Below are 16923 nucleotides of genomic sequence, written 5' to 3' on the forward strand. Positions count from 1 at the left end.
TGGCTGGCAATGCGCGAAGACGATTTCCGGGAAGAACACGAGTACGGCCCCAGCCGCAGCGCCCAGCGCCGCGAGGCCCTGGCGGTGCTGGACCTGGCCCGCCGGCTCGTGGAGCAGCCCGAGGCGGTGCTGGCGCGCATCTCCATGGACGAGGATCTGCGCGAGCTGGTGCGAAGCTCGCGCAAGGTCACCGCGCAGATCGCCCGCAAGCGGCAGGTGCAGTACCTCGCCAAGCACCTGCGCCGACTGGACGAGGAGGCGCTGGCGGCGATCCGCGGCGCGCTCGAGCACGACAAGGCCGAGCACCTGCGCGAGGCACGCGCGCTGCACGCAATCGAGCGCTGGCGCGACCGGCTGATGGAGGAAGGCGACGCCGCCCTGTCGGAGCTGCTGTCGCGGTTCCCGCAGGCCGACCGCCAGCACCTGCGCCAGCTGGCCCGCAATGCCCACCAGGAACGGCTGAAGAACAAGCCGCCCCACGCCTACCGGGAGCTCTTCCGCGAGCTGCGCGACCTGCTGGAATCCCCGTCGCCGGCCGAGTGACAGGTGCTGGACGCGGATGAACGCAGCTACGCGCGGACAAAGCGGCACGGGGCTCTCGCCGCGGATGAACCGGGTTGTCGCTGGCCGCGTTCATCCGCGCGCGAATCCGCCTGGAGACACTCAGGCCCGGGTCCCGCCGACCGTCAGGGCGTCGATCTTCAGCGTGGGCTGGCCGACGCCGACGGGGACACTCTGGCCGTCCTTGCCGCAAACGCCCACGCCCTCGTCCAGGGCAAGGTCGCGGCCGACCATGGAGACCCTGGTCATCACCTCGGGGCCGTTGCCGATCAGGGTGGCGCCCTTGACCGGGCGGGTGATCCGGCCGTCCTCGATCAGGTAGGCCTCGGAGGCGGAGAACACGAACTTGCCGCTGGTGATGTCCACCTGGCCGCCGCCGAAGTTGGGAGCGTACAGGCCCTTTTTCACCGAGGCGACGATCTCGGCCGGATCGTAGGGGCCGGCCAGCATGTAGGTATTGGTCATGCGCGGCATCGGCAGGTGGGCGAAGCTTTCGCGCCGGCCGTTGCCGGTCGGCGCCATGCCCATCAGCCTGGCGTTCAACCGGTCCTGCATGTAGCCGCGCAGCACACCGTCCTCGATCAACACGGTGCAGCCCGTCGGCGTCCCCTCATCGTCCACGTTGAGCGAGCCACGCCGGCCCGGCAGGGTGCCATCGTCCACGACGGTCACGCCCGGAGCCGCCACCCGCTCGCCGATCCGGCCGGCATACACCGAGCTGCCCTTGCGGTTGAAATCGCCTTCCAGCCCGTGGCCGACCGCCTCGTGCAGCAGCACGCCGGGCCAGCCGGGCCCCAGGACTACAGGCATCACCCCGGCCGGCGCCTCCTCCGCTTCGAGGTTCACCAGGGCCTGGCGCAGGGCCTCGCGCGCCACGGCCATCGGCCGCTCGCCCGACAGCAGCTCCTCGTAGCCGTAACGGCCGCCGGCGCCGGCATAGCCCTGCTCTCGCCGCTCGCCCTGCTCGACGATGACTTGGACGTTGAGACGCACCAGCGGCCGCACGTCGGCAGCCGTGGCACCGTCGCTGCGCGCCACCAACACGGTGTCCACGCCGCCAGACAGGCTGACCACGACCCGGCGCACACGCGGATCGGCCTGGCGCAGCCAGCATTCGAGCTCGCGCAGGACGGCCACCTTGACTTCGGCGTCCATGCCTGCGACCGGATCCAGCGGCGAATACAGGCCGTGCCCCTGCACCAGCACCCGCCGACCGGGCGCTTCGGCCTGGCCGGCCCGGGCGATCGCCCTGGCCGAGGCCGCCGATTCCAGCAGGGCCTCGGCGTGGATGTCGTCGGAATAGGCGAATCCGGTCTTCTCGCCGCTGATCGCCCGTACGCCCACGCCTTGTTCGATGGCGTGAGCGCCCTCCTTGACGATGCCGTCCTCCACCGTCCAGCTTTCGCGCCGGCTGTGCTGGAAGTACAGGTCGCCATGTTCGACACCGGGCCCCATCAGGCGGGCGAAAGCCTGGTCCAGCCCGGTCAGGTCCAGACCGGCCGGCGCCAGCAGGCGCCGTTCGGCGAGCGCAAGGGCATTGGTCGTGCGGTCGCTCATGCGAGGCCAGAGTGCGGGCGATGCTGGCACGAATCAAGCAAAGTGACGCCGCTCATTGCTTGTCGCCCTCCACCGGCGGCGGTCCCCGCTCCACCACCTCCACCACCGGCGCCTCCCAGGGGCCGGTGACGCGGTAGACGGTCCGGGCCGCCTGCTTGAGCGGCTGATGCAGCACCGCCTGGGCGACGGCGCCGACCGCTGCGCCGAGCGGGCCAGCGGCCAGGGCGCCGATCGCCGGCAGCACGCCGCCGGCCTTGGGCAGCACTTCGATGCGCTGGTCGTACTCGCGTCGGCGCAGGTCGGTGGAGCCGCTGACCCTGATCTCGGCGGCAGGGCCATTGATCCGCAACAGGTCGGTGCGGGCCATGCCATCGGCAAACACGAACTCGCCGCTCATCGTGTTGAAGCCGAAGCCCTTGGCGAAGAAATCGCTGAAATCCAGGCTCAGCCGGCGCGGGATCTCGGCCAGGGAGATCAGACCGAGTACCCGGCCGCCGCCGCCGGGCTCCACCTCCAGCAAGGCGCCCTCGCCCACCTCCACCTGCAAGCGGCCGCTGAAGCGCTCCAGGGAAAAGCCGCCCGGCGAACCCGGCCACCAGCCCTCCAGCCTGCCGGTGGTGGGGCCCTTGTCCACCATGCCGGCCAGGCCGAAGGCATCGAGCAGGGCGCCCAGGCTGTCGGCCTTGAAGTCCACGCTGAACTCGGACACCGCGCGCCCCTCGCCGGCACGCCGCCAGTCGCCGACGGCATCCAGGGAAAAGTCGTCGGAGCGGGTGCTGAACCGGTCTACCCGCAACCCATCGCCGGCAGGATGGGCCTGCAGCTCGGCCCGCCCTAGCACCAGCGCGCCGACCCGCAGATCCTCGACCCCGAAGCGCAGGGCCGGCAGCGTGGACGGATCCTGGTCGGGCTCGGGCAAGGGGACCGCCTCGGCGATCCGGGCCAGGTCCGGGTCCGCCGCGGCGTCGGCGACCGCCGCGTCCGCCGGCCTTTGCGCCGAGCCCGGCGCCGGCGCTGCCGCCGGCAGGCCTGGCGCCGGCCCGTCGGCCGGCTCGACCGGCCCGTTCCCGGCCTGCTCGCGCAGCGGCCAATACAGGCGCCGGAAGCGTCCCTCGATACCCAGCGACGGTTCTGCCGGCACCGATATTTCGCCGTCCACTGCCTCGCCCTCCAGGCGGACCAGGGTACGTTCGAGGTCGCGTTCCAGCCTTACGCGCGTATCGGCGAAGGGCGCGCCCAGCAGGTCCAGGGCCCGGACCTGCAGATCGAGCCGACGCAGCCGTGCCGTTCCCTCGCCGTCGCCGGCGAAGCGGACCCAGGCGGCGGCATCCAGGCTCGGTGCCGTGCCACTCACCACCAGCCCCTCGGCCGGCGGCGCCGGCACCTCGCCTGGACCGAACAACAGATGTGCCGCCATCGCCTGGCCGGCTTGCTGTCGGCTGCGCAGCGCGAGCAGATCGCCCAACTGCAGGCGCAGCTCGCCGCGTTCCAGCGGCACCGGGATCAGCAGGCGCAAGGGGAGCGCGGACGCCGCGGGCTTGGCCAGGGGGGCCGGCAGGTCCAGGGCCAGGCCGGTCAGGTCGGATTCGACGCCCAGCATGGCCGGACCCGGCTGCGCGTCTCCGGAAACGGCCGGCACTTCGAGCACCAGGTTCCAGGCGGTTTCGCCGCGCAGATGCGGCAGCAGCCAGGCCAGGGGCTCGTGCCGGCGCAGGAGCGGCTCGGCGGGAAACACACCCGTCAGGGCGGCGCGGGCGGCGAGGCCGGCATCGCCGGTCGCCGCGCCGACCAGGAGCGAAAAGCGGGCGGGATGGCCCTCGAAGCTGGCCTTCAGGCCATCGGCCGCGAACCCGGCGGCACTGAAGCGCACGACCCCGCCGAGCTCGTCCAGGCGCAGTTGCCAGCGCGGATCCTCGAACCGGGCGCCGGCCAGTTCCAGTTCGCCCTCGACGCGGGGCGGACCGAGGTCCCGGCGCAAGGGCAGCTCCAGGGTCAGGTCCACCGCAGCCGGCCCGCGCAGGCTGGCGTGGCGCAGATGCTCCTCATGGCGGGCCGCCAGCGGGCTGGCACGCATCAGGGCCTGCAAGGCTTCGCCGCGCGACGCCGATTCGATGTCCAGGGCAAGTACCGGATCGCGGAAATCGGTGATGCCGCCGGCCACCCGCTGGACGCCGTTGCCGGCGATCATGCCGCCGCCGACCAGGGCCATGCCGGGCCCGTCGAACACCAGGTCCAGCGCCAGGTCTTCGGCATCGGGCCAATCCTCGTGGAAGCGCACCGTGGCCCCGGAGACATGGGCGCGGGCGTCGAAGCGTCCACTGTTTGCACGGAACGGCCATTGATCGAGGTCGCCGGCCAAGACCGCGCGGCCGGCCGACACCCTCCCCTGCACCAGGGCCTCGTCCAGCCACTGGACAGTGCGTGGCGGCATGCGGTCGCGCACCCAGAAACGCTTGGCCGCCGCGAAGTCGGACGGCGCGACCGAAGCCGCCATGTCCATGCGGGGCCGGCCCTCGCCGTCGAATTCCAGCTCGGCGCGGACCTGCGCGCCAAAGTCCGCACCGGCCAGTTCCAGCCCGGCGGCGCCCAGATGCCAGCGTCCACCCTCGCGCCACCACGCCAGGGTGCCCGTCAGGTCCGCCTCCAGCGGTTCCCGGAACGCGACCCAATCGAAGCTCACCGGCCCCCGTGCGCGCATGACGCCGCCGTCCTGGTCGAAGGCGAGGCTGCCGCGCAGGCCGGCCATGCCGGGGCGTCGCGCCTGGGCTTGCCACTGCAGGCGTTCCACCGCGACCGAGCCGCTCCATTCGTCCTGACGACCGGCTACCCGCAGGTTCCGCAGTTCCCCGTCCGGCGCGGCTTCGTAAAGCCAACGGCGCAGCTCGTCCGGCAGGCGCGGGCTGAGCATGGCCAGGGCCCGCACCGGTCCCAGGTCCAGGCTAGGGGCCCGCACAGCGCTGACCTCGCCCGCCACCGCCAGCCACAGGCCATCGAGGGCGTGCGGTCGCTCGCGGCCGCGCTCGCGAAAGCGCAGCTCCGGGGCGTGTAGCTGCCAGCCGTCCGCATCGCTGCGCCAGCGTGCCAGCAGGTCCAGGCCTTCGTAGGCCACGGCCGGCGAACGCAGGCCGCCGGCCCCGTCCGGATACCAGGGCCTGCGGGCGCCGACGGCGAAGGGTTCCAGCCTGGCCCGGCTGCGCACCTCCGCCACCCGCTGCGCCCGGATGACGGCCCAAAGGTCCAGTTCTCCCCGGCCCGCCATCACTACGCCGGTATCCGCCAGCAGCGGCGACCACTGCGCCAGCTCCAGGTCGCGTCCGCCGACCCACAGCCGGCCCGACCAGTCGCCACGCCGGAGCTCGGCCACCGCCGTCAAGGGCATGCCCTCGTGGCTGGCCCACATGCGCAGGCCGGCCCGCAGGCTGTCTCCGCTCACACGCAGGCGCAAGTCCACCCTGGCCAGCCGGAGTTCGGACGCCAGCGCCGGCGAGCGCAGCGACAGCCGGGCCCGCTCCACCTGCAATTCGCCCAATGCCTCCAGCGTCTCCAGCGGATCCGCCGCCGGCACGCCCTCGCGCACCGGCAGGCCGGCCAACCGCCAGCGCCCGTCCTCGTCCTGCTCCAGCCTGAGATCGAGTTCGCGCACCTTGAGCTCGGTCAGGGGCGCGCCTGGCAGCACGCCCGAATACACGGCGACCAGCAGCTCGGCGCGCCCGATGTCCAACGTGTCGGCGCCGCTGCCGATGCGCAGCCCCTCCAGGCTCAGGCGCGGGCCGCGCCGTGTCCATCGCGCGCTGGCGCCGTCGAAGCTGACCGGCTGGCCGATACGATCGCTCAACCAGGCGGCGATCCGCTCGGGATGCCGTTCGACCAGGGGTAGCAGTTGGTTGAGCACGCCGACCGCGGTGGCCGCCAGTATCAGCAGCACCAGCGCGCCGTAGCCCAGCAGGCGGCGCAGGTGGCGCAGGCGGCGGCGCAGCGGCGTGCTCATGCCGGAACGGTCACAGCAGGACCACGTCGTACTGTTCCTGGGCGTACTGCTCGTCGGCCTGGAAACGGATCGACTTGCCCAGGAACTCCTCCAGCTCGGCCACGGATGCCGATTCCTCTTCGGTGATGCGGCCGACCACCCGGGGCGAGGCGATCACCAGCAACTGCGAGGCCTCGAACTGGCGCACGGCGCGGGTAATCTCGCGAAAGATCTCGTAGGTGAGAGTTTCCGGTGTCTTCAGGCTGCCACGGCCGCCGCATTCGTGGCAGGGCTCGCAGAGCTGGCGCTCCAGGCTCTCGGTGGTGCGCTTGCGGGTCATCTCGACCAGGCCCAGCGGCGAGAAGTCGTGCACCGAAGTGCGGGCGTGGTCGTTGGACAGCCCCTTTTCGAGCATCCGCAGCACCTGCCGCTTGTGCTCCTCGTCGGTCATGTCGATGAAATCGATGATGATGATGCCGCCGAGATTGCGCAGGCGCAGTTGCCGGGCCACCGCCTGCGCGGCCTCCAGGTTGGTGCGGTAGACGGTTTCCTCGAGGTTGCGCTGGCCGAGGAAGGAGCCGGTGTTGACGTCTATCGTGGTCATCGCCTCGGTCTGGTCTATGACCAGGTAACCACCGGACTTGAGCGGCACCTCCTTCTGCAGCGCGCGCTGGATCTCGTCCTCGACGCCGTACAGGTCGAAGATCGGACGCTCGCCGGCATAGTGCTCGATGCGGTCGGCCAGCGCCGGCATGAACTGCTGGGCGAACCCGCGGATGCGCTCGAGCGCTTCGCGCGAATCCACCCGTACCTTGTCCACGTTCTTCCGCATCAGATCGCGCACGGCTCGCAGCGGCAGCGGCAGGTCCTCGTAGATGCGTCCGCCCACCGGCGTGCGCTCGGCGGCATGGCGGACCACCTCCCAGGCCCGGCGCAGGTAGGCGACGTCCTCGGCCATGGCTTCGGCCGGCTGCCCCTCGGCATTGGTGCGCACGATGTAGCCCTGGCCACCGCCGTTGGCCAGGCCGGCGACGATGTCCTTCAGGCGGGCGCGCTCGGCCTCGTCCTCGATGCGGGCGGAAACCCCGAGGACGCGCGATTGCGGCAGGAAGACCAGGTAGCGGGACGGAATCGAGAGCTGGGTGGTCAGGCGCGCACCCTTGCTGCCGATCGGGTCCTTGACCACCTGCACGACGATCTCCTGGCCCTCGTGCACCAGCGAAGTGATCGGCGGGGTCGGCGCCGGCACGTCGCCCTCGGCCATCGGCTCGGCCGGCAGCCGATGGATATCCGAAGCGTGCAGGAACGCGGCGCGCTCCAGGCCGATCTCGACGAACGCGGCCTGCATGCCCGGCATCACCCGCTGCACCCGGCCCTTGTAGATGTTGCCGACCACGCCGCGGCGGGAGGCGCGCTCGATGTGCAGTTCCTGCAGCATTCCGCTCTCGACCACCGCCACGCGGGTCTCGCGCGGCGTCACGTTGACCAGGATCTCCTCGGACACCGCGCCCTCCCTCAGTCCAGCAGGCCGAACGCGCGCAACAGCGTGGCGGTTTCGTGCAGGGGCAGGCCCATCACCCCGGAGTGACTGCCCTCCAGGCGGGGCACGTGCGCGGCGAAGCGGCCCTGGATGGCGTAGGCACCGGCCTTGCCGAAGCACTCGCCGCTGGCCACGTAGGCGGCGATCTGCGCATCGGAGAGCCGCTCGACGGTGACCAAAGTACGGTTGCTGGCATGCAGCTCGCGACCGGCGCTGACCAGCCAGACGGTGGAAATGACCTCGTGCCGCCGGCCGGACAGGGCACGCAGCATCCCGGCGGCATCGGCGGCATCGGCCGGCTTGCCGAACACGCGATCATCCAGCACCACCTCGGTGTCGGCGCCCAGCACTACCGCACCGGGATTGGCCATCACCCGCAGCAGGCCGGCGCCGGCCTTTTCCCGGGCGACGCGACTGACATAGTCGGCAGGACTCTCGCCCGGCGCACGCCGTTCCGGGACGTCCACATCCAGCAAGCCGAAGTCCAGGCCGAGCTGGGCCAGCAATTCGCGGCGACGGGGAGATTGCGAGGCAAGATGCAGCATCGGCCAAGCATAGCCGCTGGCCCGGCCCCGGCACACCGGCGACAGAGTTCCGGTTCAGGCCCGGTGGTAGGGATGGTTGGCCAGCAGGCTGGCGGCACGGTACAGCTGCTCGGCCAGCAGCAGCCGTACCAGCATGTGCGGCAGGGTCAGCGGACCCAGCGACCAGCGCTCGTGCGCCGCCGCCAGCACCGCCGGCGCGTGCCCCTCGGGACCGCCGATCAGGAAGGCCAGATCCCGGCCCTGCTGCCGCCAATGCGCCAGGCGCGCCGCCAGATCCTCCGAACGCCAGGCCTTGCCGCTACCGTCCAGGGCCACCAGCCAAGCCTCGCGCGGCAGCGCCGCCAGCACCCGCTCGCCCTCGTCGGCCATGGCGCGGGCGGGATCACGACCCTTGCCGCGCAGCCCGGGCGTCACCTCGACCAGTTCCAGCGGCAACCAGCGCGACAGCCGCTTGCGGTACTCCGCAAACCCGTCGCTCACCCATCCGGGCGCCTTCTCCCCAACCGCAACGATCCTCGCTTTCATGGGGCTCGGGTGGAAAAAGGGTGTCGACGCGGATTTGCGCCGATGAACGCGGACAAGGCGTTCAGGAGGCGGCGGGTTCTTCGGGGGGCTGGTCGCCAACGGTCCAGAGGCGCTCGAGGGCATAGAACTCGCGCACGCGCGGCAGCATGACATGCACGATCACGTCGCCCAGGTCCACCAGCACCCATTCGGCCTCGCGCTCGCCCTCCACGCCCAGCGGCATCACGCCGCATTTCTTGGCGAACTTGACCACCTCGTCGGCAACGGCCTTCACATGCCGGGTCGAGGTGCCGGAGGCCACCACCAGGAAATCGGCAATGCTGGTCTTGCCGCGCACGTCGATCTCGACGACATCCCTGGCCTTGATCTCTCCAAGCGCCGCATGCACCTGCGCCAGCAGGCGCTGCGGCGAAGGCGCCGGGTCGGGCAACCGGGTCTTGATGACGTGGGCCTGGCTGGTCAAAGGACATACCCTGCGGATGGAAAGGGGCCGATTATACGCCGGCCCCGCCGGACCGGGTCCGATACAGGCCGTGCGCGGCGATGTAGGCGGACACCGGCGCGGGCAGCCAGTCGTCAGCCGGCTGGCCCTCCGCCAGGCGCCGCCGAAGTTCGCTGGCCGACGCCGGGTGTGGCGGTATCCGCAGGCAGTACCACAGGCCGGCGGGCCGGGTCTCCAGCGCCTCCGGCCGGTTGGCCCGACGCCCTGACAAGACGGTCGCCAGCGGCTCCGGCAGTCCGTCCAGGTCGTGGTCGGGGCGGCTCACCACCACCAGATGGGCCAGTTCGGGCAGGCGGGCCCACTGGTGCCAAGTCGGCAGGCCGCGGAAGGCATCGGCACCCAGGACCCAGGCCAGGGGTGCCTGCGGACCGAGCTCGGCCCGCAGTTCGGCCAGGCTGTCCACGGTCCAGGAGGGGCCGGCGCGGCGCAGCTCGCGCCGGTCCAGCCTGAGGCCCGGCTCGCCGGCGATCGCCAGGGCCAGCATCTCCGCCCGCGCCTCGGCACCGGCGCCGGGCGCCGGACGATGCGGCGGATCGGCCGCCGGCAACATGCGGACCTCGGCACCGAAGGCATCGCGCACCGCCCGCGCCACCGCCAGGTGCCCGACATGGACCGGGTCGAAGGTGCCGCCGAAGGCCAGGACCGGCTTCACGAGGCCAGCAGCCGGCGCGCCCGCGGCTCGGCGATGGCGACCAGCAGGCGCTCCAGCAGCAGCCAGGGGTCGCCCTGGCCGCGGCCCTTGGCGCTGCGGTCTATGCGGCCGCATTCGGCGACGAAACGCTCCCAGCGTTCGGCCGGATGCCGGTCCAGGGCCCGACGGTACGCCGCCTGCTTGCTGTCCCAGACCCTGGCCGCGCGCATGGCCGCCGCCGCCGGCATACCGCCGGCGATGTCCCGCGCCAGGCCGGCGCACAGCAGCACTTCCCTGGCGATCATCGGCATCAGTCCGGCCACCTGCTCGCCTTCGGCGCGCAGGGCGGCCAGCATGCGCACGACCCGCGCCGCATCGCCTGCCAGGGCGGCATCGGCAAGCTTGAAAACGTCGAAACGGGAAGAGTCCGCGACCAGCCGCTCCAGGGTGTCCGCGTCCATGGCCCGGGCCGACGGCCCGCGCCCGGACCCGGTCGCCAGCAGCGCCAGCTTGTCCACCTCCTGGGCGGCCGCCAGCAGATTGCCCTCGACCCGGTCGGCCAGGCGCTGCACCGCATCGGGCGTCACCAGCAGGCCACGGCTGCGCAGCCGGCGCTGCAGCCAGTCGCCCAGTTCGTGCGTCTTCAGCGGCCAGACCGGCACGAAGTGGCCGACCCTGGCGATCGCCTCGCTCCACTTGCCGGCATGGGCCTTGCTCCAGTCCTGGCAGGTGACCAGCAACACGGTGTCCGGCGGCGGCGCGTCGCAGTACTCGCGCAGGGCCTCGCTGCCGTCCTTGCCCGGTTTTCCGCTGGGCAGGCGCAAGTCGAACAAGCGGCGGCTGGCGAACAGGCTGAGCGAAGCCATGCCCTGGCCGAGCCGGTTCCAGTCGAAACCGCCCTCGGCGTCGAGGATCTCGCGCTCGCCATAGCCTTCCTCGCGGGCGCGGGCGCGCACGGCATCGGCCAGCTCCTGCACCAGCAGCGGCTCGCTGCCGGCGATCAGGTAGACCGGCCGCAGCGGCTCGCCGGCCAGCTGGCGTTCCAGGCGGTCGGGCTTCAGCTCCATCAGTCGGCGCGCAGAGCGGCGTCCAGACGGCGCAGGATCGCGGCCTGCATGTCGCGGCGCAGCTCGTCCTCGATCAGCTCCTGCTCGGCCGGGGTGCCGATGCTGGCGCCGGTGTCGTAGGTGAAGTCGCGGGAGATCTCGATGCGCTGGCGGGGAACGCGCACCGCGCCGGTCGCGTCCCGCAACTCCAGGTCCACTCGATAGATGGTTTCGTACTCCCGCACCTTGGCGCTGCGGTCCACGGTCAAGGGCCGGGTGCGCAGACTTTCGCCGCTCAGGCGCAACAGGGCGGTCGGCCCGGCACCGGGACCGGCCAGCTCGACGCCGGCGCGGCGCAGCGCATTGGCCACACCCTGGGCCAGCGGGCTGTAGGGATCGCCGGCCTGCACCCGCAGCGGACCCAGGTCGCTTCCGATCTCCAGGCTGCCGCGGGGTCGGAAGCCGCAGGCCGCCACCAGCAAGGCCAGGCAGAGCAGCAGCAGTATCCGGTGCATCGAACTCACCCCGCGACGATGTTGACGATTTTTCCCGGCACGACGATCACCTTGCGCACGGCCAGGCCGGCGACGAACTTTTGCACGTTCGGCTCGGCCAGGGCCAGCGCCTCGACGGTCTCGCGACTGGCGTTCACCGAGACTTCGATGGTGGCCCGCAGCTTGCCGTTGACCTGCACCGCCAGGGTGGCGGCATCGCGCACCAGGGCCTGCGGGTCGGGCTGAGGGAAGGGCAGGTCCTCCAGTGTGGTCTCCGGATGGCCCAGCACCTGCCACAGGGCGTGCGAGGCGTGCGGGGTGATCGGGTTGAGCAGCAACACCACCGCCTCGAAGGCTTCCTGGCGCAGCGCCCGGCCCTGCCCGCTGGCATCGTCAAACTTCGCCAGCGCGTTGAGCAGTTCCATCACCGCGGCGATGGCGGTGTTGAAGGTGTGCCGGCGGCCATAGTCGTCGCCGACCTTCTGTATGGTTTCGTGCAGCTGCCGGCGCAGGGCTTTCTGCTCCGCCGTCAGGGCGGCCGGGTCCAGGGCCGGCGGGCGGCCCTCGGCGGCATGCCGCTGCACCAGAGCCCAGAGCCGACGCAGGAAGCGGGCCATGCCCTCCACGCCGGCCTCGTTCCATTCCAGGCTCTGTTCGGGAGGCGCCGCGAACATCGAGAACAGACGCACGGTATCGGCGCCGTAGCGATCCACCATGGCCTGCGGGTCAACGCCGTTGTTCCTGGACTTCGACATCTTCTCGACCGGGCCGATCTGCACCGGCTTGCCGTCCGCGCGCAGGGTGGCGCCGGCGATGCGGCCGCGTTCGTCGCGGACGACGTCCACCTCGGCCGGATTGAACCAGGTCTTGGAGCCGTCGGCCTCGGTCCGGAAGAAGGTCTCGGCGATCACCATGCCCTGGCACAGCAACCGCTCGGCCGGCTCGTCGCTGTCCACCATGCCGGCATCGCGCATCAGCTTGTGGAAGAAACGGAAATACAGCAGGTGCAGGATGGCGTGCTCGATGCCGCCGATGTACTGGTCCACCGGCAGCCAGTAGTTGGCGCGCTGGTCCACCATGTCTGCGGCGCCCGGCGAGGTGTAGCGGGCGTAGTACCAGCTCGACTCCATGAAGGTGTCGAAGGTGTCGGTTTCGCGCTCGGCCGGGCCACCGCATTCAGGACAGACGGTTCGGCGCCACTCGGGGTCGGCCTTGAGCGGCGAGGCCACGCCCGAGAATTCCACGTCCTCGGGCAGCCGTACCGGCAACTGGTCCTCGGGCACCGGCACGGCCCCGCATTTTTCGCAGTGGATGACCGGGATCGGGCAGCCCCAGTAACGCTGCCTGCTGACGCCCCAGTCGCGCAGGCGGTAGTTGATGCGGCGCTTCGCCAGCCCCTTGCGCCCCAGCGACTCGGCCAGGGCATCGAAGGCACCGCGGTAGTCCATGCCGTCGATCGCGCCGGAGTTGACCACCCGCATGCCCGGCTCGGCCGTGTCGGCGTACCAGTCCTGCCAGCGGTCCGGGTCGTACTCGCGGCCCTCCACGGCGATCACCTGGCGGATCGGCAGGCCGTACTTGTGCGCGAAGGCGAAGTCGCGCTCATCGTGACCCGGCACTGCCATCACCGCGCCGGTGCCGTACCCCATCAGCACGAAGTTGGCGACCCAGACCGGCAGCCTTTCGCCACTGACCGGATGAATGGCGTACAGGCCGGTGAACACGCCCTTCTTTTCCTGCGCTCCCAGCTCGGCCTCGGAAACTCCGCCCTTGCGGCACTCCTCGACGAAGGCGCGCACCTCCGGGTTGCCCGAGGCAGCCCACAGCGCCACCGGGTGCTCCGCCGCCACCGCCAGGTAGGTCACGCCCATCAGGGTGTCGGGACGGGTGGTGAACACCACGACCGGCTCGGCCATCGCCTCCATGGCGAAACCGATCTCCAGCCCCTCGCTGCGGCCGATCCAGTTGCGCTGCATGGTCTTGACCGCTTCCGGCCAGCCATCCAGCCGGTCCAGGCCGTCCAGCAGTTCCTGCGCGTAGTCGGTGATCTTGAGGAACCATTGCGGGATCTCCCGCTTCTCCACCACCGCGCCGGAACGCCAGCCGCGACCGTCTATGACCTGCTCGTTGGCCAACACGGTCTGGTCCACCGGATCCCAGTTCACCAGCGAGTTCTTCCGGTAGACCAGCCCCTTTTTCATCAGCCGCACGAACATGCGCTGCTCATGCACGTAGTACTCTGGCCGGCAGGTGGCGAACTCGCGCGACCAGTCGATCGCGTAGCCCATCTGCTGCAGCTGCGCCTTCATGTGTTCGATGTTGGCGTAGGTCCACTTCGCCGGCGCGGTGCGGTTCCTGATCGCGGCGTTCTCGGCCGGCAGCCCGAACGCATCCCAGCCCATCGGCTGCAGTACGTTGTGGCCGGTCATGCGCTTGTAGCGGCTTATGACGTCGCCGATGGTGTAGTTGCGGACGTGGCCCATGTGCAGTGCGCCCGAGGGATAGGGCAGCATGCACAGGCAGAAATACTTGGGTTTGGCGGGATCCTCGGTGACGGTGAAGGCGCCGGTGGCCTGCCAATGGGCCTGCGCGGCGGCTTCCACCGCCTTCGGGTCGTAGGCGCTGGCGTCGTGGTGGTCGGACATGGGGGAGGACGACGGAAAAATCCGGCCGCCAGCGTAACAAATCCCGGCCCCGGCTGGCGCCGCCGGTCCAGCCGGGTATGCTCGCCGGACCGTTTCAGGAGGCCCGTTCAGGAGGCCCGACCATGCCCAAGCGTCCCGCCCGCACCCTCCCCTGCCTGGCGCTGAGCCTCGCGCTTCCAGGTCCGGCCCTGGCCGAGCGCCTGGCCCTGCATTGCGGTCAGCTGTTCGACGCCGCCTCCGGCCGGCTGCTGGCCGAACGCACCGTCCTGGTCGAGGACGGCCGGATCCGGGAGGTCCGGACCGGGCTGGCCGCGGTCGAGGGCGCGCGGGCGGTGGACCTTCGCGGCCACACCTGCAGCCCCGGCTGGATAGACCTGCACGTGCACCTGGACGGGCAGTCCAGCCCGGATTCCTACTCCGAAGGCTTCCGTCTGAACCCGGAATTCACCGTGCTGCGCTCGGTCGGCTACGCCCGCAAGACCCTGCATGCCGGCTTCACCACCGTGCGCGACCTCGGCGGCGAAACCGTGCTGGCGCTTCGCGACGCCATCGACCAGGGCCTGGTCGAGGGCCCGCGCATCCATGCCGCCGGCAAATCCATCGCCACTACCGGCGGCCATGCCGACCCCACCAACGGCATGAGCCGGGAACTGCGTCACGCGCTGGGCACCCCGGGGCCCGCCGAGGGCGTGATCGACAGTCCCGAGGAAGCAAGGCAGGCGGTCCGGCAGCGCTACAAGGAAGGCTCGGACTTGATCAAGATCACCGCCACCGGCGGCGTGCTCAGCTACGCCCGCAGCGGCGATGCGCCGCAGTTCACGGTGGACGAGGTGCGGGCGGTGGTCGAGACCGCGCGCGACTACGGTTTCCACGTCGCCGCCCATGCCCACGGCAAGGAAGGCATGCGCCGGGCCATCCTCGGCGGCGTGCGCACGATCGAGCACGGCACCTACATGGACGACGAAATCTTCGCCCTGATGAAGAAGCACGGCACCTGGTACGTGCCGACCATCAGCGCCGGCCGCTTCGTCGCCGAAAAGGCGAAAGAAGACGGCTACTACCCGGAGATCGTCCGGCCCAAGGCCGCCCGCATCGGTGCGCAGATCCAGGCCACCTTCGCCCGCGCGCACCGGGCCGGGGTGAAGATCGCCTTCGGCACCGACGCCGGCGTCAGCTACCACGGCGACAACGCCGACGAGTTCGTTTTCATGGTCGAGGCCGGCATGAGCCCGGCCGAGGCCCTGCGCACCGCCACCGTGCACGCCGCCGAGGTGCTGGGCGCCGGCGACCTGGGTCAGCTGGCGGCCGGCTTCCGGGCCGACGTGGTGGCCGTGCCGGGCAACCCGCTGGAGGACATCAGCCTCACGCGCAAGGTGGACTTCGTGATGAAGGACGGCCGCATCGTCCTGCAACCGGACTAGGCCGTCCGGCCATGGCTTGAGAACGGCCCCGGCCGGCACCATGTCGGGGCTTTCCCCACCCCTTTCGACCTGCCGATGAATTCCGCCAGCAACGCCTTCGTTTTCGATGCCAGCCTGCCCGGGTTCGAGCAGGAAGTCCTGACCAGGTCGCGCGAGGTGCCGGTGCTGGTGGACTTCTGGGCCACCTGGTGCGGCCCCTGCAAGACCCTGGGCCCCATCCTCGAGAAGCTTGCCGCCGAGTACAACGGCGCCTTCCTGCTGGCCAAGGTGGACGTGGACCGCGAGCAGCAGCTGGCCGGCTATTTCCAGATCCGCTCGGTGCCGACGGTGATGCTGGTCAAGGATGGCCAGATCGTGGACGGCTTTCCCGGCGCCGTGCCCGAGGGCCAGCTGCGCCAGTTCCTGGCCCACCACGGCATCCAGCCGAAGGCGGGCGGCGAACCGGAGGATGCGCCAGCCGAGGCGCCGCCGGCGGATCCGCACGCCGAGGTGTTGCGCCTGCGCGCCGCCGTCCAGGCCGAGCCGGACAAGGACGAACTCAAGCTGGACCTGGCCCTGGCCCTGCTACGCACCGGCGCCGCCGCGGAGGCCGAGCGCCTGATCGACGCCCTGCCCGCCAACCTGGCCCAGGATGACCGCAGCCTGCGCGCCCGCGCCCTGCTCGGCTTCCTGGCCCTGGCCAAGGACGCGCCGCCGCCGGAGGTGCTGCAGGCAGCCCTGGCCGCCAACGCCGACGACCACCGCGCCCGCCACCTGCTGGCCGTGCAGTGGCTGGTCGCCGGCCGCGAACAGGAGGCGCTGGAGCAGCTGATCGAACTGTTGCGCCGTGACCGCGACTTCCAGGACGGCCTGCCGCGCAGGGCCCTGATCGACGCCTTCAAGGTGGTGGCCGATGCGGACCTGGTCGGCACTTACCGGCGCAAGATGGCCTCGCTGCTGTTCTGAGGCGGGCGCCGCGATGAATGCCTCGCGCCTGCGCCTGCTGCTCAACGTCTGGCCGCCCTACCTCTTCTCGGGCGTGCGCGTCACCGAACTGACGCCCGACTTCCGCCGTGCCCGGGTCGAGCTGCGCCAGCGCTGGTACAACCGCAACTACGTCGGCACCCACTTCGGCGGCAGCCTGTTCGCCATGACCGACCCGTTCTGGATGCTGATGGCGATGCGCCGGCTGGGCCCCGACTACCTGGTCTGGGATCGCGAGGGCAGCATTTGCTTCGAGAAGCCGGGTCGCGGCACCGTCGTCGCCGAGTTCGAGCTGGACGACACCACGCTAGAGGAGCTGCGCGCGGCCGCCGCCGGTGGCGACAAGGTCCTGCGCTGGTTCGAAACCGTGATCCGTGACCAGGCCGGCGACGTGGTGGCCCGGGTCCGCAAGCAGCTCTACGTGCGCCTGAAGCCCTCCCGCCGCGAAGGCCGGGACGACGGCGGGACGGGCGCCGGAACCTGAGCCGAGCGGCGGCCGGGACGGCCATGGCTGGGCACGATTTCC

14 protein-coding genes are annotated in these 16923 nt (G+C 71.1%); 4 read left to right on the forward strand and 10 right to left on the reverse strand.

Going from position 1 to position 16923, the window contains the following annotated elements; translation table 11 throughout:
• Positions 1 to 9 precede the first annotated feature (9 nt).
• Entirely contained in the window at positions 10 to 543 is a 534-nt protein-coding gene (gene yjgA / locus F0415_RS01865) for a ribosome biogenesis factor YjgA (RefSeq protein ID WP_149859489.1), read from the forward strand.
• 120 nt (positions 544 to 663) lie between these two features.
• On the opposite strand, the gene tldD is transcribed toward yjgA, so the two are convergent.
• From tldD to leuS, 10 genes are all read right to left on the reverse strand, one after another.
• Positions 664 to 2118, reverse strand: coding sequence for a metalloprotease TldD (gene tldD / locus F0415_RS01870; RefSeq protein WP_149859490.1), 1455 nt, complete (start codon positions 2116 to 2118; stop codon positions 664 to 666).
• A gap of 52 nt (positions 2119 to 2170) precedes the next feature.
• The gene (locus F0415_RS01875) at positions 2171 to 6106 is read right to left on the reverse strand and encodes a YhdP family protein (RefSeq protein WP_149859491.1); all 3936 of its coding nucleotides are present in this window, start codon (positions 6104 to 6106) and stop codon (positions 2171 to 2173) included.
• Between the two features lie 10 nt (positions 6107 to 6116).
• Positions 6117 to 7589: a ribonuclease G gene (gene rng / locus F0415_RS01880; protein WP_149859492.1), complete on the reverse strand. Its 1473-nt coding sequence runs from the start codon at positions 7587 to 7589 to the stop codon at positions 6117 to 6119.
• Positions 7590 to 7600: 11 nt separating this feature from the next.
• Positions 7601 to 8170, reverse strand: coding sequence for a Maf family protein (locus tag F0415_RS01885; RefSeq protein WP_149859493.1), 570 nt, complete (start codon positions 8168 to 8170; stop codon positions 7601 to 7603).
• Between the two features lie 54 nt (positions 8171 to 8224).
• Complete coding sequence (gene rlmH, locus F0415_RS01890; protein ID WP_149859494.1) at positions 8225 to 8695, reverse strand: 23S rRNA (pseudouridine(1915)-N(3))-methyltransferase RlmH; 471 nt, start codon at positions 8693 to 8695, stop codon at positions 8225 to 8227.
• 61 nt (positions 8696 to 8756) lie between these two features.
• Complete coding sequence (rsfS, locus tag F0415_RS01895) at positions 8757 to 9158, reverse strand: ribosome silencing factor (protein WP_149859495.1); 402 nt, start codon at positions 9156 to 9158, stop codon at positions 8757 to 8759.
• A 31-nt stretch (positions 9159 to 9189) separates the two neighbouring features.
• A complete protein-coding gene (gene nadD, locus F0415_RS01900; RefSeq protein WP_149859496.1) occupies positions 9190 to 9849 on the reverse strand; it encodes a nicotinate-nucleotide adenylyltransferase in 660 nt (219 codons plus the stop codon).
• Positions 9846 to 10895 carry a DNA polymerase III subunit delta gene (holA, locus tag F0415_RS01905; RefSeq protein ID WP_149859497.1) on the reverse strand — a complete coding sequence of 350 codons (1050 nt, stop codon included), beginning with the start codon at positions 10893 to 10895 and terminating at the stop codon, positions 9846 to 9848. The genes nadD and holA overlap by 4 nt, the downstream gene beginning before the upstream one ends.
• Entirely contained in the window at positions 10895 to 11389 is a 495-nt protein-coding gene (locus tag F0415_RS01910) for an LPS-assembly lipoprotein LptE (RefSeq protein WP_149859498.1), read from the reverse strand. The genes holA and F0415_RS01910 overlap by 1 nt, the downstream gene beginning before the upstream one ends.
• A gap of 5 nt (positions 11390 to 11394) precedes the next feature.
• The gene (gene leuS / locus F0415_RS01915) at positions 11395 to 14013 is read right to left on the reverse strand and encodes a leucine--tRNA ligase (protein WP_149859499.1); all 2619 of its coding nucleotides are present in this window, start codon (positions 14011 to 14013) and stop codon (positions 11395 to 11397) included.
• 122 nt (positions 14014 to 14135) lie between these two features.
• Between leuS and F0415_RS01920 the strand changes: the two genes are divergently transcribed.
• From F0415_RS01920 to F0415_RS01930, 3 genes are all read left to right on the forward strand, one after another.
• Positions 14136 to 15434: a metal-dependent hydrolase family protein gene (locus F0415_RS01920; protein WP_149859500.1), complete on the forward strand. Its 1299-nt coding sequence runs from the start codon at positions 14136 to 14138 to the stop codon at positions 15432 to 15434.
• A 75-nt stretch (positions 15435 to 15509) separates the two neighbouring features.
• On the forward strand, positions 15510 to 16379 hold the full coding sequence (gene trxA / locus F0415_RS01925) for a thioredoxin (protein WP_149859501.1): 870 nt from the start codon (positions 15510 to 15512) through the stop codon (positions 16377 to 16379).
• 13 nt (positions 16380 to 16392) lie between these two features.
• The gene (locus tag F0415_RS01930; protein WP_149859502.1) at positions 16393 to 16881 is read left to right on the forward strand and encodes a DUF4442 domain-containing protein; all 489 of its coding nucleotides are present in this window, start codon (positions 16393 to 16395) and stop codon (positions 16879 to 16881) included.
• Positions 16882 to 16923: the final 42 nt, after the last annotated feature.

Source organism: Arenimonas fontis, assembly GCF_008386465.1.
GTDB classification, from domain to species: domain Bacteria; phylum Pseudomonadota; class Gammaproteobacteria; order Xanthomonadales; family Xanthomonadaceae; genus Arenimonas; species Arenimonas fontis.